General features: G+C 48.2%; 20 protein-coding genes. 1 reads left to right on the top strand and 19 read right to left on the bottom strand.

Translation table 11 applies throughout. The features are described from left to right. Positions 1-459: 459 nt before the first annotated feature. Positions 460-1017 (bottom strand): hypothetical protein, encoded by a 558-nt coding sequence (locus tag ACFTRD_RS31070; protein ID WP_379386774.1) that lies wholly within the window; start codon positions 1015-1017, stop codon positions 460-462. 77 nt (positions 1018-1094) lie between these two features. Between ACFTRD_RS31070 and ACFTRD_RS31075 the strand changes: the two genes are divergently transcribed. Next, the gene (locus ACFTRD_RS31075; protein WP_379386776.1) at positions 1095-1694 is read left to right on the top strand and encodes a TetR/AcrR family transcriptional regulator; all 600 of its coding nucleotides are present in this window, start codon (positions 1095-1097) and stop codon (positions 1692-1694) included. Between the two features lie 154 nt (positions 1695-1848). On the opposite strand, the gene ACFTRD_RS31080 is transcribed toward ACFTRD_RS31075, so the two are convergent. From ACFTRD_RS31080 to nadA, 18 genes are all read right to left on the bottom strand, one after another. Next, complete coding sequence (locus ACFTRD_RS31080) at positions 1849-3186, bottom strand: TrkH family potassium uptake protein (protein WP_379386778.1); 1338 nt, start codon at positions 3184-3186, stop codon at positions 1849-1851. Between the two features lie 183 nt (positions 3187-3369). Then, positions 3370-4881: a lysine--tRNA ligase gene (gene lysS / locus ACFTRD_RS31085; protein WP_379386780.1), complete on the bottom strand. Its 1512-nt coding sequence runs from the start codon at positions 4879-4881 to the stop codon at positions 3370-3372. A gap of 121 nt (positions 4882-5002) precedes the next feature. Further along, the gene (gene greA / locus ACFTRD_RS31090; RefSeq protein WP_076292137.1) at positions 5003-5479 is read right to left on the bottom strand and encodes a transcription elongation factor GreA; all 477 of its coding nucleotides are present in this window, start codon (positions 5477-5479) and stop codon (positions 5003-5005) included. A gap of 244 nt (positions 5480-5723) precedes the next feature. Further along, on the bottom strand, positions 5724-6743 hold the full coding sequence (gene dusB / locus ACFTRD_RS31095; protein WP_379386783.1) for a tRNA dihydrouridine synthase DusB: 1020 nt from the start codon (positions 6741-6743) through the stop codon (positions 5724-5726). Positions 6744-6860: 117 nt separating this feature from the next. After that, the gene (locus tag ACFTRD_RS31100) at positions 6861-7064 is read right to left on the bottom strand and encodes a helix-turn-helix domain-containing protein (RefSeq protein WP_192272279.1); all 204 of its coding nucleotides are present in this window, start codon (positions 7062-7064) and stop codon (positions 6861-6863) included. After that, positions 7016-7564, bottom strand: coding sequence for a 2-amino-4-hydroxy-6-hydroxymethyldihydropteridine diphosphokinase (gene folK / locus ACFTRD_RS31105; protein ID WP_192272278.1), 549 nt, complete (start codon positions 7562-7564; stop codon positions 7016-7018). The genes ACFTRD_RS31100 and folK overlap by 49 nt, the downstream gene beginning before the upstream one ends. Positions 7565-7573: 9 nt before the next feature. Then, positions 7574-7936 carry a dihydroneopterin aldolase gene (folB, locus tag ACFTRD_RS31110; protein ID WP_379386786.1) on the bottom strand — a complete coding sequence of 121 codons (363 nt, stop codon included), beginning with the start codon at positions 7934-7936 and terminating at the stop codon, positions 7574-7576. A 102-nt stretch (positions 7937-8038) separates the two neighbouring features. Then, positions 8039-8902, bottom strand: coding sequence for a dihydropteroate synthase (gene folP / locus ACFTRD_RS31115; protein WP_379386788.1), 864 nt, complete (start codon positions 8900-8902; stop codon positions 8039-8041). Next, positions 8899-9783, bottom strand: coding sequence for an aminotransferase class IV (locus ACFTRD_RS31120; protein WP_379386790.1), 885 nt, complete (start codon positions 9781-9783; stop codon positions 8899-8901). Before ACFTRD_RS31120 ends, folP begins: the two co-directional genes overlap by 4 nt. Positions 9784-9785: 2 nt before the next feature. After that, complete coding sequence (gene pabA, locus ACFTRD_RS31125) at positions 9786-10361, bottom strand: aminodeoxychorismate/anthranilate synthase component II (RefSeq protein WP_192272270.1); 576 nt, start codon at positions 10359-10361, stop codon at positions 9786-9788. A gap of 48 nt (positions 10362-10409) precedes the next feature. Further along, the gene (locus ACFTRD_RS31130; protein ID WP_379386865.1) at positions 10410-11981 is read right to left on the bottom strand and encodes an anthranilate synthase component I family protein; all 1572 of its coding nucleotides are present in this window, start codon (positions 11979-11981) and stop codon (positions 10410-10412) included. A 141-nt stretch (positions 11982-12122) separates the two neighbouring features. Further along, positions 12123-13061, bottom strand: coding sequence for a cysteine synthase A (gene cysK, locus ACFTRD_RS31135; RefSeq protein ID WP_062329357.1), 939 nt, complete (start codon positions 13059-13061; stop codon positions 12123-12125). A 338-nt stretch (positions 13062-13399) separates the two neighbouring features. Then, on the bottom strand, positions 13400-14350 hold the full coding sequence (locus ACFTRD_RS31140) for a peptidyl-prolyl cis-trans isomerase (RefSeq protein WP_379386793.1): 951 nt from the start codon (positions 14348-14350) through the stop codon (positions 13400-13402). 24 nt (positions 14351-14374) lie between these two features. Further along, positions 14375-15265: an Hsp33 family molecular chaperone HslO gene (gene hslO / locus ACFTRD_RS31145; RefSeq protein ID WP_379386795.1), complete on the bottom strand. Its 891-nt coding sequence runs from the start codon at positions 15263-15265 to the stop codon at positions 14375-14377. 93 nt (positions 15266-15358) lie between these two features. Beyond that, positions 15359-16129, bottom strand: a complete 771-nt coding sequence (locus ACFTRD_RS31150) for a type III pantothenate kinase (protein WP_379386797.1) — start codon at positions 16127-16129, stop codon at positions 15359-15361. A 6-nt stretch (positions 16130-16135) separates the two neighbouring features. Beyond that, positions 16136-17002: a carboxylating nicotinate-nucleotide diphosphorylase gene (nadC, locus tag ACFTRD_RS31155; RefSeq protein ID WP_379386799.1), complete on the bottom strand. Its 867-nt coding sequence runs from the start codon at positions 17000-17002 to the stop codon at positions 16136-16138. After that, positions 16999-18618, bottom strand: a complete 1620-nt coding sequence (gene nadB, locus ACFTRD_RS31160; RefSeq protein ID WP_379386801.1) for an L-aspartate oxidase — start codon at positions 18616-18618, stop codon at positions 16999-17001. Before nadB ends, nadC begins: the two co-directional genes overlap by 4 nt. A 36-nt stretch (positions 18619-18654) precedes the next feature. Beyond that, positions 18655-19593, bottom strand: coding sequence for a quinolinate synthase NadA (gene nadA / locus ACFTRD_RS31165; protein WP_379386803.1), 939 nt, complete (start codon positions 19591-19593; stop codon positions 18655-18657). Positions 19594-19793 lie beyond the last annotated feature (200 nt).

Consider the following 19793-nt stretch of genomic DNA (forward strand, 5'->3'; position numbering starts at 1 on the left):
TCGTCCTGAGCCAGGATCAAACTCTCCAATAAAGTATTGAAAAGAGCGATTAGCTCATTTTGAATCTGACGAGATTAAAAATCTCATTTGTGCTTTGAAAATCATACCGTCCGAAGACAAATACCGATTTCTCAGCGTCGATCTTGCAAGCAAGATCATTACTCACTCGTTGTTCAGTTTTCAAAGATCAAACTTATTTCATTGTTGTGCGTTGTTCGCCACAGCAACTTTTATATCTTATCACATCCGAACCAACTTTGCAAGCTCTTTTTTTAAGTTTCTTACGAAGCTTATTTGATTTGCTTGCCGCACCGTGTTTCTCGTGTTTTCTTGGCCGGAATTAGAATATACCATGTACAGATTTCGATTGCAAGCTTTATTTTCAATAAATTATATCTATGCGGATCACCTTTCTCTCACGGATAATCCGCACGTTCTCCCACCTTATCCAGTTATATGTTACTTCACTTTGTTCACAGGCATCTTTCGAGGCCATAAGCTATAACTGAAGCTGATTATAAAATCGATCCCAAGTATGATTCCCCATACCCTTATGAGATTAGAGAATGCCGCAGTACGCTCCGCATCACCAATCCACCAGATCATCGCGAGCAGAAACAAGCTACCTATACTCCACGCCAATAGATGTCTAAGCCATCCCATTCTCTCACGACTAGCATGCTCACTGCCGTACACCTTGCTGCTCCGAGGATTATCTCCACCCTTGAACCAGTACAAGAAATAACGATCAGCCCAAGCGATCATCTGATGACCATAGGCAATACTCACACCTATATATATCGCTGCAATGCCATGAACCATACTTGCCGTAGCCCCACGTTGAAGATCCATTACCGTCGCAATCATAAGAAGAACATCCACAATGGGTGTCGCCAATAACAGCGCCATCCCTATCCGTTTCATCCCAAGCAGATAACGCACACTCAGACCTGCGGCAACAAATATCCAGAAAGCAATCTCACATCCAATGATAAAATAGGCAATCAAAGAATCCACTCCCTTTATAATACAAATGTATTAAATACAATTTAACACGTTTGTATTATAATAATCAACAATGATATAATCCTTTTATGCCTAAAATAGTTGATCATGATAAGCAGCGTCTGCTCGTGGCTGAAGCGGCCTGGCGCGTCATTCGAAGAGATGGCATGGAACAAGCCTCTGTTCGAAATATTGCAGTAGAGGCTGGCATATCAGCCGGATCTATGCGCCACTACTTTTCAACCCAATCGGAACTACTCCTATATGCAATGAATCTGGTATCGGAACGGGTCTCGAATCGAATTGCCCAGATGTCCTTTGATGCTTCTCCATTGGAGAATATGAAGCTTCTGTTGCTAGAACTCTTGCCAAGTACGGATGAAAAAATGGCCGAAATGGAGGTGTGGTACGCTTTTACAGCCAAATCCAAGACCGAACCCGCTCTCAAAGAGCATGCCGACAAATTATATGATGAACTCAGACACGCGATGGCTACGGTTATCACCTACCTTATGGAGCTCAATCTCTCCCGTACAGATCTCGACAAGGAACTGGAAATTGAACGGCTGTACGCTTTGATCGACGGTTTGGGAATTCATGCGATTCTTCGTCCTGACCAAATGAACACCAAGATCATGGATGACATTCTTACCATGCATCTTGTAACGTTATGCCGGGATCCAGAATAGCATTCAGTCCCGCAATTAAATACAGCTCTATCCATCACACAACAGGAACCGGGTAAATACTTCTATAAAACAAAAAAACCGCAAGGCATTCGTTGTGACTACCCTTTATATATCCATATTAGGGTTAGTCCTAGATGCCTGACGGTTTTTCTTTTTATCCGATAATAATCCGACCTTCCGGATGGCGATACAATTTCTTTTCTTTGCGTGGACGGAGCGCGTATGCAATGGTTAATGGCCCAATCCGTCCTATAAACATGGTAAAAACGATAATGATTTTGCCCCAATCGGTTAATTCATGCGTTACTCCCACCGACAAACCTACCGTTCCGATCGCTGAGGCCGCCTCAAACATAAGTGCAAGAAATGGGGCATCCTCTGTCGTTAACAAAAGCATCACCACGACCATGAATATGATCAGGGAGACCATAATAATCGTCAACGCTCTCATCAATAGCTCTTTGGGAACACGCTGACGGAAAAACACAATATCTTTATTACCGCGAATCATGGCATACACCGCCCCGATCATGATCAGGAACGTTGTTGTCTTGATCCCGCCCCCGGTTGATCCTGGAGATGCCCCAATAAACATCAACAGAATAAAGAAGAACTGGGTAGCCTGCCTCATTTCGGTAATATCAATGGTGCTCGTACCCGAAGAACGTGTGGAGACAGATTGGAAGAAGGAGGCGTAGATCTTTTCACTCCAACTAAGAGAAGCCAGTGTGTGCCCATTGGTGAATTCAAATACAAACAGTACAATTGCACCGATACCAATCAGTGCACCCGATACAGACAATACCAGTTTGGACTGTAATGATAAACGACGTCGCTTGCGAAACTCAAACAAATCATTCAACACCACAAATCCGAGTCCACCCGATATAACCAGCACGGAAGCTGTGACGTTAAACAGCCAGTCCCCTGTATAATATTGAAAACTGTTCCCAAACAGATCAAAACCACCATTATTAAATAATGAAACCGAGTGAAAAGCGCCATAGTATACCGCCTGTCCAAAAGGCATTTCCGTTGCCCAGCGCACTGCCAATATAATGGCAGCCACTCCTTCGATGGTAAACGAAAAGATCAGCACCTTGCGTATAATGCGTACAATGCCTTCCATACTGTCAGAATTGATAGCTTCTTTGAGCAGCAGCCTGTCCTTAAGCGAGATTCGCTTGCCCAGAACCAATGCAAACAGCGTTGCAATCGTCATGAAGCCAAGACCACCAAGCTGCATAAGCACCATAATCACGATCTGACCAAACAGGTTAAAGGTCGTACCTACATCCACAACAACTAACCCGGTCACACATGCAGCAGAAGTCGAAGTAAACAGCGCATCAATAAACGCCAAATGCCTTCCGCTTTGATTGGATACAGGCAACATGAGCAGAATCGTACCGATCGTGATAATTAGCATAAAACCACCAACCAGGATCAATGGAGGCGATAGGAATTTAGCAATGTGAAGCCTAAACTTCATGGAGGGCACCTCTTTTAACATATTACAAGCAGATAGGCGAACAAGGTCTGTCACCAAACTTTGGAAAAACAGGCTCGGACGAATCACTTCGATGCCTGTGTAAACCTAAAGAGGAACTTGCCACCAGCAACATACTGAACGGCAGGTTCCTCTTCTATTATGAACGCGTTAAACGTTCCTTATTTAATCCTGTGTACGAGGACGCATGTGCGGGAAGAGCAGTACGTCACGGATAGACGGCGAATTGGTCAACAACATGATCAGACGATCGATACCGATTCCCAGTCCACCTGTTGGTGGCATACCATATTCGAGCGCTCGGATGAAATCATCATCCATTTCGTGCGCTTCGTCGTTTCCGTGTTCTTTCTCGAGCAATTGTGCCTCAAAGCGCTGACGCTGATCGATTGGATCATTCAGCTCCGTAAAGGCATTGGCATGCTCACGTCCAACGATAAACAGCTCGAAGCGGTCCGTGAAACGTGGATCTACATCACTCTTCTTCGCCAGCGGAGAAATCTCAACCGGATGCCCCATGATAAAGGTTGGTTGAATCAACGTTTCCTCTACAAAATGTTCGAAGAATGCATTCAGGATATGCCCAAATGTCATATGTTTTTCAACTGGAACCTTATGTTCTTTCGCCAAACGGTGAGCTTCCTCATTTGTCATATGCACGGAGAAGTCCACACCCACAACTTCCTTAACAGCATCTACCATCGTAACGCGGCGCCATTGTGGCGTAAGATCCACTTGATAGTCTGCATATTGGATAACTTGCGTGCCAAGCACTTCCTGTGCGATATGGGCAACAAGATTCTCAGTCAAACGCATGATATCCTGATAATCAGCATATGCCTCATAAAGTTCAATCATCGTGAACTCAGGGTTGTGACGTGTCGACATCCCTTCGTTACGGTATACACGCCCGATTTCATATACTTTCTCCAACCCGCCTACAATCAGACGTTTCAGGTGAAGCTCAATCGCGATCCGCATGTACAATTCCATATCCAGCGCATTGTGATGCGTGATGAATGGACGGGCAGCAGCTCCACCAGCAATGGTGTGCAGCGTCGGAGTTTCCACTTCCAGATAGCCCAGGGAATCCAGATACCGGCGCATCGACTGAATGATCTTGGAACGGGTAATGAAGGTCTGCTGCACTTCACGATTCATAATCAGGTCAACATAGCGCTGGCGGTAGCGCAGCTCCACATCCGCGAGTCCATGATATTTATCCGGAAGCGGGTAGAGTGACTTGGACAGTACTTCGAGATTTTGAACCTTAACCGAAGTTTCACCTGTCTTGGTCTTGAAGATTACACCCGAGACACCCACAATATCCCCCAGATCAAGCAGGCTGAATGCAGCGTATTTGTCTTCCGGCACAGTATCCTGACGAACATAGATCTGGATTCTGCCGCTCAGGTCCTGAATATGTGCAAAGCTCGCTTTACCCATTCCCCGCTTCGCCATAATCCGTCCGGCAATACTGACTTCGATGTGCTTCTCTTCCAGCTCTTCCTTGGTCAGTTCATCATACTTCTTCAGAATGGAGCCGGCTTCTTCCGTACGTACGTATTTTTGGCCAAAAGGGTCGATCCCCAATTTGCGGAGCTCGTCCAATTTGTCGCGGCGAATTTGTAAAAGCTCACTTAGTTCGGTTTCCTGATTCAAGACTTCATCCGTCATGATCTATATTCATCTCCTTATTTACATTGCAGACATCTTCAGAGGTGTTCTTCCTCAAATGTTGAAAAAAGCTTCCCTAAGGAAGCTTTTGTCTCAGTGCCCGACTGCTTCATTGCTTATATTACTTTTTAATATCTACAATTTTATATTGAATTACGCCAGCAGGCACGCTTACATCAACAACCGTACCTTTTTTCTTACCCAGAATGGCTTTTCCAACAGGGCTTTCGTTCGATATTTTGTTCTGAAGCGGATTCGACTCCGCAGTACCTACGATCGTATATTCAGTGATGTCGCCGAACTCAAGATCTTCTACTGTAACTGTCGCACCAACGCTTACGGCTTCGGTATCGATCTCGTCGCTATTGATAATCCGTGCATTCCGGAGCAATTTCTCCAACGTGATCACGCGGCCTTCAATGAAAGCCTGTTCGTTCTTCGCGTCTTCGTATTCGGAGTTCTCACTAATATCTCCATACCCGATGGCCACTTTAATCCGTTCAGCCACTTCGCGGCGCTTCACCGATTTTAGCATTTCCAGTTCTTCTTCAAGCTTCTTAAGTCCCTCTGGTGTAAGGATAACTTCCTTATCGCTCATCTCAACCGATTCTCCTGTCATGGGAATAATTTGATTGCACGGCAACGGAACCAGTGCTGTTTACAGAGCTCCGCCCGCATACATCTTCAAAAACTATATGAAGTTCTCCGGAGAAACAGAACGTTCCTCCTGATGCACTAGCCTTATGACGCACATGGCGAATTTATACTGTGAAATTATAGGGTAACGGTCTCGAAAAGTCAATGTTAGGCCCCTATAGCTGTAAACGTTTCACAGCCCCGGTTCAGGATACATTTTCGACTACTGCCGATTCTTGCTCCAGATTGCCTTCAATATGCAGCCCACTTACAAAGTTGTTCAAGATTTGAACCATCTCATCCCGTTTCGTTTCTTCCATAATAACATCCTTGATACGTGCAGAACCTTTGAGGCCTTTCAGATACCAAGCCAGATGTTTACGCATCTCTCGTACGGCAACCGCCTCACCCTTCAGTGCGATCAGGCGATCCATATGCAGGATGGCCACACGGATCTTCTCTTCTCCATTTGGGTCAGGAAGCAATTCACCCGTACTCAGGTATTGAATGGTACGATACAGCATCCATGGATTACCCAGGGCGGCACGACCGATCATAACGCCGTCACAACCGGTTTCATCCAACATGCGACGGGCATCTTCTGGTGAAGATACATCTCCATTGCCGATCACCGGGATGGAGACAGCTTCTTTTACATTTTTGATGTGTGACCAGTCCGCTGTACCTGTGTAGAGCTGCTCACGCGTACGGCCGTGAACACTGACCGCCTGTCCACCGGCCCGTTCAACCGCAAGTGCATTCTCAACCACGTAGATATGCTCGTTATCCCAGCCGATCCGCATCTTGACTGTAACTGGCTTATCTACCGCGTCCACTACAGCGGATACCATCTCATAAATTTTGTTCGGATCAAGCAACCAGCGTGCACCTGCATCACAGCTCGTCACTTTTGGCACAGGGCATCCCATGTTGATGTCGATAATGTCTGCATTGGTTTCTTTGTCCACAATTTTGGCTGCTTCTACGAGGGCTTCACGATCTCCCCCCCAAATTTGCAGGCTCAGCGGTTTCTCACGCTCATCTACAAACAACATCTCACGTGTACGCTTGTTGCCATGCACGATGGCTTTGCCACTCACCATCTCTGCACATACGAGACCTGTTCCGAATTCTTTTGCGATCAGACGAAAAGCCGGATTACACACGCCAGCCATCGGCGCAAGTACGACCTGGTTTTTCATTTCAATGTCACCAATTTTAAGCATGGTAGTCGTTCCACTCCCTTTTCAATCCGCAGACTCTTGCATAAATCCTGGCTGTGGTTAATTTGCTGTATAAATAAACGGATAATGACGATGTTTTCTGGTTCATAAAAAAGCGGCTTAGTTACCCTGTAATTCCTCAGTACTGATCAACAGTACCCCGGCAATAAGATTCAACTCCCGTTCGGATACCTTGCGGTTGCCCCGTTCGATCATACCCAGAGTGGCCAGCGATATGCCTGTCTCCGCAGCAAGTTCCTGTTGTGTTAAACCTTTCAGCTTCCGGAAAGCCCGGATTCGATTGGCCAATTGCACGTTTTCCAAAGCTGTATTCCATCCTTTCCATCCAGTACAGACAATGATGAATGCACAAAAGTATACAAACCTGAATGCTCATCTTCGGTTACGATGTCAGCCAGCGGCACCAATACAAACGCCCGTTCACCCATCCGTGGATGCGGCAATTGCAGCCGTTCGGTATCACTCGTCTCTCCATCCATCCAAAGCAGATCCAAATCGACTGTACGCGGGCCCCAACGGATATCACGAACTCGCCCAAGCCGTGTTTCAATATCCAGCAGTTCCGTGAGCAGCTGCTCCGGCAAAAGTGTGGTCTCTACCGCCGTTGCCATATTCAGAAACGCTGGCTGGTCCACATAACCTACTGGCTCCGTCTCATACAGCGCAGAACAGCGCAGGACGGATATATGAGGATGTGCATCCAGCAACGTTAATGCCTCAAGCAGCGTCTGTTCCCGGTCACCCAAATTAGCCCCTAAAGCAATATAAGCCTCTGAAGATTCAGAGGTCGAATGTGCAATCATGATCGGTTCTCACTTTCTTGTGCGGCGAAGCTCTACCGTCACGCCCCCAAAATGAATATCAAACGGCGGATGCGGCTTCGTCACTTTGACTGTCAATGCATTGATAACAGTATAAGTGTCAAGTAACGAAGATGCAATATGTTCGCCCAAAGCTTCAATTAACTGGAATGATTTATTTTCGACGATCTGTTTTACCAACTCATGGATTTCCGCATAATTGATGGTTTTGGTCAAATCATCGTTACGCCCAGCCTCGCCCAGATCCATATCGATCTCCAAATCAATATAATAACGCGCCCCCAGCTTCCGTTCCTCGGCAAATACGCCGTGATATCCGTAATACTCCATTCGATGCAATACCATTCTATCCATAAGTTCCGCCTGCCCTCTATATATATTGAAATCATGGTTCGATGTTCGTTCCTATTGTAAAACGCTACGCTTCAACTGGACGGGTCACCAGACCCGCCAGCATTATGTCCTCCGCAAGCCTGGAGATGCATATAGCATGGCATCACACATGTCCACCGTACGTCGTATCGGCTTCACATCATGAACCCGGACCATCTGGCATCCTTGGGCTATGCCAAAAGCAACCGTAGCGGCTGTACCTTCCAGCGCATCATCCGATTGTACCTGCAAGGTGTTCTGGATGAATCTTTTACGCGAGGTAGCGAGCAGAACAGGATATCCCATCTCATTGAGCAATCCTAGCGATGACATGAGCGCCAGATTTTCGTTCAGATCTTTTACAAAGCCAATGCCCGGGTCCAGAATAATCTGATCAGGATGTACGCCAGCCTCCAACGCGATCTGTATACTTTCCTGAAGATCACTGACTACATCAACCAGATAGTTGGTATAGTCTCGTTCATGCCGGTTGTGCATCAGGATCAAAGGGCATCCCAGTTCTGCGGCAGTGCGTGCCATCTCGGGGTCAGCCTTGGCACCCCACACATCATTGATGATGTGTGCACCAGCCTGAATAGCCTGCCGAGCAACATCCGCCTTATAGGTGTCCACCGAAATCGGAATATGTGGAGCCTGCTGCTGCAGTGCCTCAATGACCGGAATGATCCGGCTGAGCTCCTCATCAGCGCCAACGATATCTGAACCCGGACGTGTAGATTCCCCTCCAATATCAATGAGATCCGCGCCGTCTTCCATCATCTGAATGGCGTGAGCCACCGCTCGCTCCACACGGGTATAACGTCCCCCATCCGAGAAGGAGTCCGGTGTGACATTCAGAATGCCCATTATAAGCGTACGTGTGCCAAGTTTTAACTCTGCCGGGCCACACGCATAATTCCGTTCATAGATGACTGGTGTAAGTGTCATGAAGTATACCCCGCTTTCTGCCGGTACATACCCAAAAGCGCTTCTGTAACCGGGCCTATATGTCCGCTACTGATTACCGTTTCCGTTCCATCCAGATCCCGTAATATAGTAACTGGAACGAGTTCAGCAACAGAGCCTGTCAAAAAGATCTCGTCTGCCTGTAACAGTTCCTCCCAAGGGAACAAACCTTCCTGGCAAGGCATTCCTTGTTGTGCTGCAAGCTCCAGTACGACGGCTCTTGTGATTCCTGGCAAAATGCCAGTCGCAAGTGCTGGCGTGTAGAGTACGCCTTTTCCCACCCAGAACACATTGCTGACAATACCCTCAGCTATATAGCCATCTCGGGTTAATTGCAGCCCTTCCGCACTCTGCACAGGCTGCCCGTATCCGTTCAGCTCCCGTTTCGCCAGAATGCTATTCATGTAATGCAGCGATTTGAACCGCACCTCTCCTTCAGGCGTGTTACGGGGCGTCGAGAGATGTTGCAGCATTTTTCCATTTTCATATAGCGATGGGGAGGGTTCAGGTAGTGGTTTTGCCAATACGATATGATTGGGTTTCCCATAATCCCCTGAAGGGAGCCCGAGCGGTGCTTCGCCCGCAGATACCGTATAGCGCACATAGGCATCCTGGAGTCCATTAGCAAGCAGCAGGTTTTTGATCCAGTCCGTTACCTCCGCTGCTGTTGTTGTAAAAGGAATGCCCAGCTCACGGCACCCAGAAGCCATTCGTTCCAAGTGACGTTCCAGCAGAAAAGGAACTCCATGGTACGTCCGAAACGTCTCAAACAATCCGAGTCCGTACAAAAAGCCGTGATCCGTTACCGGAACCACGGCTGCCGCCATATTGACCAATGCTCCGTTTATCGCGGCATATTTCATCGTTATACCTTTACGTGCTGAGACAGGAAGTTACGCAGCATTTGATGACCATGATCCGTAATAATGGATTCGGGGTGGAACTGAACGCCTTCAATGGCGTAATCCTTGTGGCGCAGGCCCATAATCTCGCCTTCTGCCGTCTCAGCCGTAATCTCCAGACAATCTGGCAGACTACTGCGCTCTACGATCAAAGAGTGATATCGCGTTGCTGTGAAGGGAGATGGCAATCCGGTAAATACGGATGTTCCGTTATGGTGCATCTCCGATGTTTTGCCATGCATCATGCGTTCCGCTCGAATGACGTTGCCTCCGAATGCCTGTCCAATCGCCTGATGTCCCAAACAAACGCCGAAGATCGGAATGCTTCCTTTGAAGTGATCAATGACAGCCAAACTGATGCCTGCCTCATTCGGAGTACATGGGCCCGGCGAGATCAAAATATGATCAGGTGCCAATGCCTCGATGCCTGCCAGATCAATCTCATCATTACGGCGAACTTCCACCGTCTCTCCCAGTTCACCCAAATATTGAACCAGGTTGTACGTGAAGGAATCATAATTGTCGATAACCAGTATCATATCCTTGTTCCTCCTGTTCTTCCGTCCACACCTGGGACGGTTGCTTGATTATTTTAATCTAACGGCTTCAGCTTCCTCACTGTAATTCACAGCTCTCATCATGGCTCTTGCCTTGTTGCGGCACTCCTTGTATTCCCGGTATGGATCGGAATCAATAACAATGCCTGCTCCTGCCTGCACATATCCCATGCCATCTTTAATGGAAAGTGTACGAATAACAATGTTCAGTTCCATGTTCCCACTGTAACCGATCCACCCGATCGAACCTGTATACGGTCCGCGGCGCACAGGCTCCAGCTCTTCAATAATTTCCATCGTGCGTACTTTGGGTGCACCCGTAATCGTTCCACCAGGGAACGTCGCTGCGATCACATCGAATACAGAGAGTCCGTCAGCCAGCGTTCCCTCGACTTGAGAAACCAGATGCATGACATGCGAATATTTTTCGATCGTCATCAGCTCAGGCACATGGACCGATCCATAGGCTGCAATTCGTCCGATATCATTGCGCTCCAGATCGACCAGCATAATATGCTCTGCCCGTTCCTTCTCGCTGTTCAGCAACTCAGCGACCATCAATTCATCCTCAGCCTCATCCCGCCCTCTTCTCCGTGTACCAGCAATAGGACGAGCGCTCACCTTGCGATTATCCACTTTGACGAGCAACTCAGGTGAACCGCTCACCAGTTGGAAATCCGGACTGCGCAGCATTCCCATGTAGGGAGATGGATTCACGAGGCGAAGCCATTCATAGATATGCTCTGCACTGGACTTCAGACGTTTCTCCTGTCGCAGCGACAGGTTCACTTGAAACACATCACCCTGCCGGATATATTCCTGCACCGTGCGTACCGCCTGCTCAAAGTCCTCTTGAGGAAAAGAAGTATGCCATCCTTCCGTCTCCCGATCCGAATCTGCTGTCTGCGAAGTGAGATGAACCTGACTATGCCGATGCTCCAATGCCTGCTGTTGCTCTTCCGCCTGTGCAAATCCCAGAATATGCAGCCAGCGGTGCTGCATGGCTGCTGCTCGCTCTTCTGCTTCTGTGTATAGCCTGCGAAGCTGAGCTTCATCCTGATCCGGCTGCACAGCCAGATGAACCATGCAGAACAGCGCCTGCTGTTCATGGTCATACGCCCATATTTCTTCAAAACGCATCCACCAATAATCCGGAAGAGCCGGGGTATCTTCAGCCAAAGTTGGCAGCTTTTCCAGAGATCTGGCTACGTCGTAGCTGAGATAACCCGCACATCCGCCACCAAAGTCCGGAGCCCCACTCACCTTGGGTGCACGGTATGGCGCAGCCCACCTTTGTAACACCTCAAGCGGTTTTCCGCTGTCTGTTTGGATATCGCTTTTAATAAGATCATGAATAACAGCCTCGTTGCCTTTGCCGGAAATAACGGATACCGGGTGCAACCCCAGAAATGTATATCTTCCGCCCTTTCCATTCTCCAGCACCATGGCATAAGGCGAAGCCTCTTGCCAAGCTGCTTCCCACGTTAACGGTAAACCGCCATGATACGGCCCTTCATCCGACTTAATCATATAAGGCATCATGGTCCATCCTTGTCCGGCCCACTCTGTCCAGTCGGCGTATGTTGTCATCAGGTGTGTCATTGCGGTTTGCCGCCCTCCATCTGTCGCTAGTTCTATTGTCTGATAGTATACTAAAGCGCCGCTGCTTTTAAAAGCATTCAGCAAAAAATCCTCCACACCCGACATCCGGGCAAGGAGGATTTGTTTCATCACTGGTTAACCTTAAGCTTCGAAATTGTAAAGAGGCGTGCTGAGGTAACGTTCGCCGTTACTTGGTACGATAACCACAACGCGTTTGCCTGCGCCCAGTTGTTTCGCCACTTGCAGACCTGCACGAATAGCTGCACCGGAAGAAATGCCGGACAGAATGCCCTCTTCCTTCGCTACCTGACGAGCCGTCTCAAACGCATCGTCATTCTCGATGTGAATGATCTCGTCATAGATTTCCTGATCAAGAATCTCAGGAATAAAGTTAGCACCGATTCCCTGAATTTTGTGGGGGCCTGGTTTGCCACCTGCCAAGATTGGGGAAGCTGCTGGTTCAACGGCAACGATTTTAATCCCAGGGAATGATTCCTTCAACACTTCACCTGTACCTGTAATCGTTCCGCCGGTACCGATTCCTGCAACGAAAGCATCCAACGTACCACCTACAGATTGAATGGCTTCAACAATCTCAGGGCCAGTCGTTTCACGGTGGATCTTCACGTTGGCTTTATTTTTAAATTGCTCAGCCATGAAATAAGATGGATTTTCCTTAAGCAATTCCTCAGCTTTTTTTACTGCACCATTCATACCTTCGGCTCCCGGTGTAAGCACAAGCTCAGCTCCGTAGGCGCGAAGAAGGTTACGACGCTCCATGCTCATCGTTTCCGGCATAACAATAACAGACTTATAGCCTTTGGCTGCAGCCACCATAGCCAGTCCAATTCCTGTGTTACCACTTGTTGCTTCGATGATGGTATCACCCGGTTTCAGCTTGCCTTCTTTTTCCGCTTCTTCCACGATGCTAATCGCGATACGGTCTTTGACGCTTGAACCTGGATTCTGGTATTCCAGTTTCACGAATACTTCAGCACTGCCTTCAGGTACGATACGGTTCAGACGAACAAGCGGAGTACCTCCGATAAGTTCTGTTACGTTATTAACTACTTTAGCCATATGAATGCCCTCCTTAGTGGGATGAATACTACTTAAGTCCTGTTGCCATATACATGTGTGGCCGAGCAGCCTCTAGATGTTATAGAAGAACTGCGGAAATCCGTCTGAGTTCATTCCGTCTGCAATAGACCGGGCAGAAACTGGGTTTCCGAAGATTTCTTTGTGCAATTTCATGGTTTTATTCCGAGTAAACGAGTAGGTATTTGATTGTTTTTATCTTATCAACGTTATACTCTATTGTCAATATGAGTTCTCAAAAAAATACTCTGCCCTAGGCCCTAAGGCCGTAGACAGAGTATTTTTATCACGATGCAGCAGGATATTGAATTGAGTGAATATCAGGAAGCCGGAATTTCGGCGATGATGACAGCTTCGTACTTGTTGCGCAGCCATTCCTCGACTTGGGACAACGGATCAGCCTGACTCAGTGCCAGCTGCATTCGAATCTCTTCACGTGCCTCTTCTGCTGACTGCACTTGACGCTCTTGCTTGTCGTTCAATTTGATGATAGCGTAACCTTCTTCAACCTGAACCGGTCCTGCAATATCACCAATTTCCAATTGCGCTGCAAGTTTCAGGATTCCTTTGGGCTGGAACGGATCATTCTGCTCAATCCAGCCCAGTCGGCCTCCCGAGTCACGAGAATAACTGTCTGTCGATTCATTCCGTGCAGTTTCTTCAAAGTCAGCTCCCTTGTCCAGCGCATCCAGAACCGATTCCGCTTGCTCTTCTTCCTTCAGTACAATGATGGACAGATCATACTTCTCCGGGGACACATAGTCTTCATGGTGTTCGTTCCAGTAATGTTCAATATCTGCATCCTTGATCTGAATGCCGATTGTTGCAATTTTCTCAAGTAGCAGTCTGTACCCCGCCTCTAATTCAAGATCCTGCCTGGATAAACCAAGCTGAGATTGCATTTCGTCAAAATAAGCCTTCTCCGAGTCATACCCGTCCATAGCTGCGGCAAGTTCCTTCGCAATTTCTTTGGGAGACACTGTCAGATTATGGTCGATCGCTTCCGCATAAACGGCTTTGCGGTTGAGCATCTGGAGCAGCAGCTCGCTTCCATAACGTTTTTTTAATGCCTCGGTCCATTCCTTGTCCGTAATGACTTCTCCATTGATCGTGGCTACAGTACTCCCTTCTTCCTGGTTGGCATCCTGAGTGGAATCCGCTTCATCACGCCCAGTCCGCAAACCATGCACAACCATCAACGTACCCATGACCAACACGCCAAGCGTTAAGACAATTACAGCTGTCCATAACCCTTTTTCCTGCTTTGTCATTCCGCGTCCCGTCCCCGCATATTATCAGTTCTTGGCTTGCTCTAGGATGGTCTCAAGTTGTTCCTTGTTAAACTCGTAAGCTTCGTTGCAGAATTGGCAGACCACTTCAGCACGGCCTTCTTCCTCGATCAGTTGCTCCATTTCGGATTGGCCCAAGCTAATCAATGTCTTCTCTACCCGTTCACGCGAACACTCACAGCGGAAATGAATATCCATTTCGTCCATGACTCGTACATCAGGCAGTATCCGGCGGAGCAGCTCTTCCAGCTCTAAACCCTCAGCCAGCAAAGATGTGACTGGCGGCAAGTTGCCGATTGATTTCTCGATTTCGGTGATTTCATCATCCGTTAACCCAGGAAGTAACTGTACAATGAATCCACCCGCTACAATAACGGAATTATCGGTATCAACCAATACGCCAACTCCCACGGCAGAAGGCGTTTGTTCCGATTTCGCAAAATAGTACGTAAAGTCTTCGCCCAGCTCCCCCGATATAATGGGCACACTTCCGCGATAGGGCTCTTTCAGGCCAAGGTCCTTGGTTACGTTAATAAATCCTTCTGTTCCGACTACACCCGCAACGTCCAATTTACCCATACTGTTGCTCGGAAGGTGTACGTGCGGATTGGTTACATAGCCACGAACTTCGCCTTTGGCATTGGCATCGGTAACAATCTGCCCAATGGGACCGTCTCCCTTAACCTGAATGGTCAGTTTCTCTTCTCCCTTGAGCATTGCACCCATAATGGCTGCTGCTGTAGCCGTACGCCCCATGGCAGCTGTAGCCGTGGGAAACGTGTCATGTCTTCTGCGCAGCTCTTCGACCAGCTCCGTCGTCTGGACAGCGAAAGCTCTAACCCGTCCATTCATTGCTGTACCACGAATTAACCGGTCTTGTTTGTTATTGTTTTCCAAGTCATTCAGCCTCCTTTGGCGTAATCGCCAGTTATAATAAAACGGCATAACACGAAGACTGTAATCCCAGCCCGCTGTCTGCCGTCTCTGTTCTTACCTTTCCCGGTTCCGCTCATAAATGATACGCAGCCCTTCAAGCGTAAGCAGCGGATCCACTTCCTCGATGCTGCGGGTTTCTTCTGCAATCAGTTTGGCAAGACCTCCGGTTGCAATCACTTTGGGCTTTGCCCCCATTTCCTCACGGATGCGATCCACAATGCCATCCACTTGACCAGCATAGCCATATATGATTCCGGCCTGCATCGCATGGATGGTATTACGACCAATGACCTTCTTGGGTTTCTCCAGTTCAATGCGAGGTAGCTTGGATGCCCGTTCATAGAGCGCTTCAGTTGCAATATGGATGCCGGGTACAATGGCCCCGCCCAAATAGTTTCCTTTATCGTCAATACAGTCAAAGGTCGTCGCTGTGCCAAAATCGACTACAACGAGTGGGCCACCGTATTTCTCAACGGCTGCCACTGCATTAACGATGCGATCCGCGCCAACTTCACGGGGATTCTCATACCGCAGGTTCAGACCGGTTCGGATACCGGGTCCAACAAGCAGCGGTTTTTTGCCTACGTACTTCACACACATGGCCTCAATGACATTCACCAGTGGTGGTACCACGGATGAGATGATCACACCCTCGATATCACGTGTGGAAATACCCGACATATGAAATAAATTATAAATCAATACGCCGTATTCATCCACTGTGGACTGACGAGATGTACTCAGACGAAAGTGGTGCAGCAACTCCCGGCCTTGATATACCCCGAGTACAATGTTGCTGTTCCCCACGTCTACAACTAGAATCAAAGAGGTTCACCCCTCTTTCTTTTCGTTTAAATCCAGGCTGATATCCAGGCTCTCAAAAGAATAGGTTAACCTGCCAACCGAAATAACATCCACTCCGCTCTCTGCAATCCCACGAATGGTATTTAACGAGACGTTGCCTGAAGCTTCAACCTTCACATGCGGAGCCTGCTCATGGATAAGCGCAACGGCCTCACGCATCCGATCTGGATGCATGTTATCCAGCATAATGATATCTGCCCCTGCCTGCAAGGCTTCTTGCACCTGCTCCAGATTTTCCGTCTCTACTTCAATGGTCATGGTATGTGGAATGCCAGCTCGTGCACGCTGTACCGCTTCAGTGATACCACCCGCGCCCTTGATATGGTTATCCTTAATCATCACTGCATCATACAAGCCAAACCGATGGTTCGCTCCACCACCGACCCGGACTGCATATTTCTCCAACAATCGATGTCCGGGTGTTGTTTTGCGTGTATCCACCAGACGTGTAGCAAGTCCATCCAGGGCATCGACATAAGAACGTGTACGGGTGGCAATACCGGACATACGCTGCAGCAGATTAAGCGCAAGACGCTCTCCAGTCAGCAAACTATGCGTACTTCCTTCTACTTCAGCCAAAATTGCGCCATGAGTGACTGCATCGCCGTCTTTGACCCTTGGTGTGAATACAAGGCCTGAATCAACTACCTGAAATACGAGTTCAGCTACGGCTATTCCCGCAATGATTCCATTGTCTTTGGCATGTATTATCGCCTTGGATTGGCTGCCTGGGGGAATCGTCACGCTGGTCGTTACATCTCCTGCGCCGACATCCTCACGAAGCCAGTTTTTAATCGATTCAATGAGTCCTTCATTATATCCGTTCAGTATCATGACATCAATTCCTCCACAATCGCTTGTTCTCGCTGCTGCAGACTATGCTTCTGCCACTCGGCGTCATCCCGTTTCGGGAAATCCTCACGGTAATGGGCTCCCCGACTTTCTTTGCGGTGTAATGCTCCGTTGGTAACCAACCAGGCACAGGTCAGAAGGTTGGCATATTCCATCTCTTCTTTGTGAGTAAGCACCTGATCAAAAAAATGCAGTTCAAGCTGCAGCTTATCCATGGCCTCTTGCAGGTTTGCTCCATTCCGGCGCAATCCCACTTGCCGCACCATCATTTTTTGCAGTCGTAAACGTCTTTCGGATACCGGTCTCTGGTCTCCCTTCAATCTTCTGTCCATGATCACAGGTGTTGAACTCTCTGTCTCTAGTGGAGCAAGCGGGGGAAGAGATAGAATGCGCTCAACGATTCTCCGGCCAAATACAATGGCTTCAGACAGTGAATTACTCGCCAAACGATTCGCTCCGTGTACTCCTGTAGAAGATACTTCACCACAAGCAAACAATCTTCCAATGCTGCTCTCTCCACTAAGATCGGTCTTCACTCCGCCCATCATGTAATGTGCAGCAGGAGCCACTGGAATCCAGTCTGTGGTCATATCCAGTCCATAGCGCATACAGGTTTCGTAAATGGTAGGAAACCGATGCTTAATCATCTCTGCCGGTTCATGGGTGATATCCAGATAAACAAATGTACTGCTTGTCGATTCCATCTCACTGACAATCGCCCGGGCTACCACATCACGCGGTGCTAATTCAAGCTGTGTATGATAGCGATCCATAAAGCGCTCACCCTTCACATTACGTAAAAAGGCTCCTTCCCCACGTACAGCCTCCGATACCAAAAAACGTGGCGCTCCCGGGTAACAAAGTGAGGTCGGATGGAATTGGATAAATTCCATATCCCGCACGACTGCTCCGGCACGGTAGGCCATCGCAATACCATCTGCTGTAGCTACTTCCGGGTTAGTCGTGTATCGATACAGCTGTCCGGCCCCGCCGGAGCATAGGACGGTCGCCTGTGCCTTCACAAATACCTTCGAACCGTCCGCCTTCTGAACCAAAGCACCTACACATTCTCCATGCTCTGTGACCAGGTCGATAACAAAATGTTCATCCCACACCTCAATTCCAGGATGTTCATTCGCCTGTGCAGCCAGAGCCCGCACAATCTCATATCCCGTCGCATCCCCATTGGCATGCAAAATACGGCGGTGGCTATGCGCACCTTCCTGCGTCAATGCCAACTCGCCGTTCTCCAGATCAAACAACGTGCCCAGTCGAATTAGTTCTTTCACTCCATCCGGGCCCTCATTTACCAATGCTTCCACCGCCTCGGAGCGGCATAAGCCTGCTCCGGCAACAAGGGTATCCTGCAAGTGGTAGGCAGGTGAATCGTCTTCAGCGATAACCGCAGCGATACCCCCCTGTGCATACCGGGTGTTACTTTCCAGCAATGACTTCTTCGTGATCATCAACACACTGCGTTGTTCACTAGCCTTAATCGCAGTGAACAAACCGGCAATGCCTGAACCAATAACCAGCACATCCGTCTCCACTGTCGGCAGTGCGGACAGATCAAATTGAACTAAATATTGCGGTATCATGTTATTTCACCTGTCTTGGAGCAAGAGTAGCGCATGCTACTTCACCAGTAACATGCGCTCTAGTGATTCTCTGGCCTTGTCGGCAACGGCTGGTGGCACGTAAATTTGCGGCTTCATCGTCTCCAGGCATTTAACCAGCTTTTTCAAATTATTGACCTTCATGTTCGGACATACGAGAAACTTGGTAGCGAAGTGGAAATGTTTATCTGGGCTATCGAGACGAAGCTGGTATCCTGTACCATCTTCGGTACCTACGATAAATTCCTTGGCTGATGAATTTTTGCAGTATTCCAAAATGGCTGTTGTGCTGCCTACGAAATCACCCATCTCTACAACCTCGGGACGACATTCCGGATGAACTACGAATTCCGCGTTTGGATACTTCGCTCTCATCTCAACCACGTCTTTGACCGTCAGCATATCATGGGTATTGCAGTAACCTTCCCAGATAATCATTTTCTTGTCTGTATGTTGTTGCACATAGTGTCCCAGGTTCTTATCCGGCACCCAGATGATTTCATCCGAATCCACAGATTGAATGACTCTGACAGCATTGGCAGACGTACAGCAAATGTCGGTCTCTGCTTTGATTTCAGCTGAAGAATTGATATACGTGACAACTTTGGCATTCGGGTGCTGTGCTTTCAATTTACGCAGACCTTCAACATTCACCATGTCTGCCATTGGGCAGCCTGCGCGTTCATCTGGAATGATAACCGTCTTGTTCGGGGCTAGAATTTTAGCGCTTTCACCCATAAAATGAACGCCGCAGAAAACGATAACATCCGCATCCGTTTGTGCTGCCTTCTGAGCGAGCAGAAACGAATCTCCACGGAAGTCGGCTACCTCCTGCACTTCGTCACGTTGATAATAATGGGCAAGAATAATGGCATTACGTTCCTTCTTCAACTCCATCAGCCGCTCGCGCAGCTCCCGGTTCATCTCAGCCTTGCGCTCTAAAGCCAGAGCTTCCACCTGCGATCCTCTCCTTTATCGGGACAGCGCTATGCGCTGTTTCATATGGCTAACCTAAGTCGTTATTTTTCGCTTGAGAAACGAATCACAAGCGGTTTAACACCTAATGTACACAACGTTCACGACTCTGTCAATAAATGAAAACACCCCATAATATCAGCATAACCGCCCATTTCCTACGCGGTTCGCCCCAAAGCTCC

The sequence above is a fragment of the Paenibacillus sp. NPDC056933 genome, assembly GCF_042674385.1.
GTDB lineage: Bacteria > Bacillota > Bacilli > Paenibacillales > Paenibacillaceae > Paenibacillus.

What these genes read in the sequence shown, in the direction of transcription:
- ACFTRD_RS31075 (WP_379386776.1), top strand. Translation starts at nt 1,095, where the DNA reads ATGCCTAAAATAGTTGATCATGATAAGCAGCGTCTGCTCGTGGCTGAA.
- ACFTRD_RS31080 (WP_379386778.1), bottom strand. Translation starts at nt 3,186, where the DNA reads ATGAAGTTTAGGCTTCACATTGCTAAATTCCTATCGCCTCCATTGATC.
- lysS (WP_379386780.1), bottom strand. Translation starts at nt 4,881, where the DNA reads ATGACGGATGAAGTCTTGAATCAGGAAACCGAACTAAGTGAGCTTTTA.
- greA (WP_076292137.1), bottom strand. Translation starts at nt 5,479, where the DNA reads ATGAGCGATAAGGAAGTTATCCTTACACCAGAGGGACTTAAGAAGCTT.
- dusB (WP_379386783.1), bottom strand. Translation starts at nt 6,743, where the DNA reads ATGCTTAAAATTGGTGACATTGAAATGAAAAACCAGGTCGTACTTGCG.
- folK (WP_192272278.1), bottom strand. Translation starts at nt 7,564, where the DNA reads ATGATTGCACATTCGACCTCTGAATCTTCAGAGGCTTATATTGCTTTA.
- folB (WP_379386786.1), bottom strand. Translation starts at nt 7,936, where the DNA reads ATGGATAGAATGGTATTGCATCGAATGGAGTATTACGGATATCACGGC.
- folP (WP_379386788.1), bottom strand. Translation starts at nt 8,902, where the DNA reads ATGACACTTACACCAGTCATCTATGAACGGAATTATGCGTGTGGCCCG.
- ACFTRD_RS31120 (WP_379386790.1), bottom strand. Translation starts at nt 9,783, where the DNA reads ATGAAATATGCCGCGATAAACGGAGCATTGGTCAATATGGCGGCAGCC.
- pabA (WP_192272270.1), bottom strand. Translation starts at nt 10,361, where the DNA reads ATGATACTGGTTATCGACAATTATGATTCCTTCACGTACAACCTGGTT.
- ACFTRD_RS31130 (WP_379386865.1), bottom strand. Translation starts at nt 11,981, where the DNA reads ATGACACACCTGATGACAACATACGCCGACTGGACAGAGTGGGCCGGA.
- cysK (WP_062329357.1), bottom strand. Translation starts at nt 13,061, where the DNA reads ATGGCTAAAGTAGTTAATAACGTAACAGAACTTATCGGAGGTACTCCG.
- ACFTRD_RS31140 (WP_379386793.1), bottom strand. Translation starts at nt 14,350, where the DNA reads ATGACAAAGCAGGAAAAAGGGTTATGGACAGCTGTAATTGTCTTAACG.
- nadC (WP_379386799.1), bottom strand. Translation starts at nt 17,002, where the DNA reads ATGATACTGAACGGATATAATGAAGGACTCATTGAATCGATTAAAAAC.
- nadB (WP_379386801.1), bottom strand. Translation starts at nt 18,618, where the DNA reads ATGATACCGCAATATTTAGTTCAATTTGATCTGTCCGCACTGCCGACA.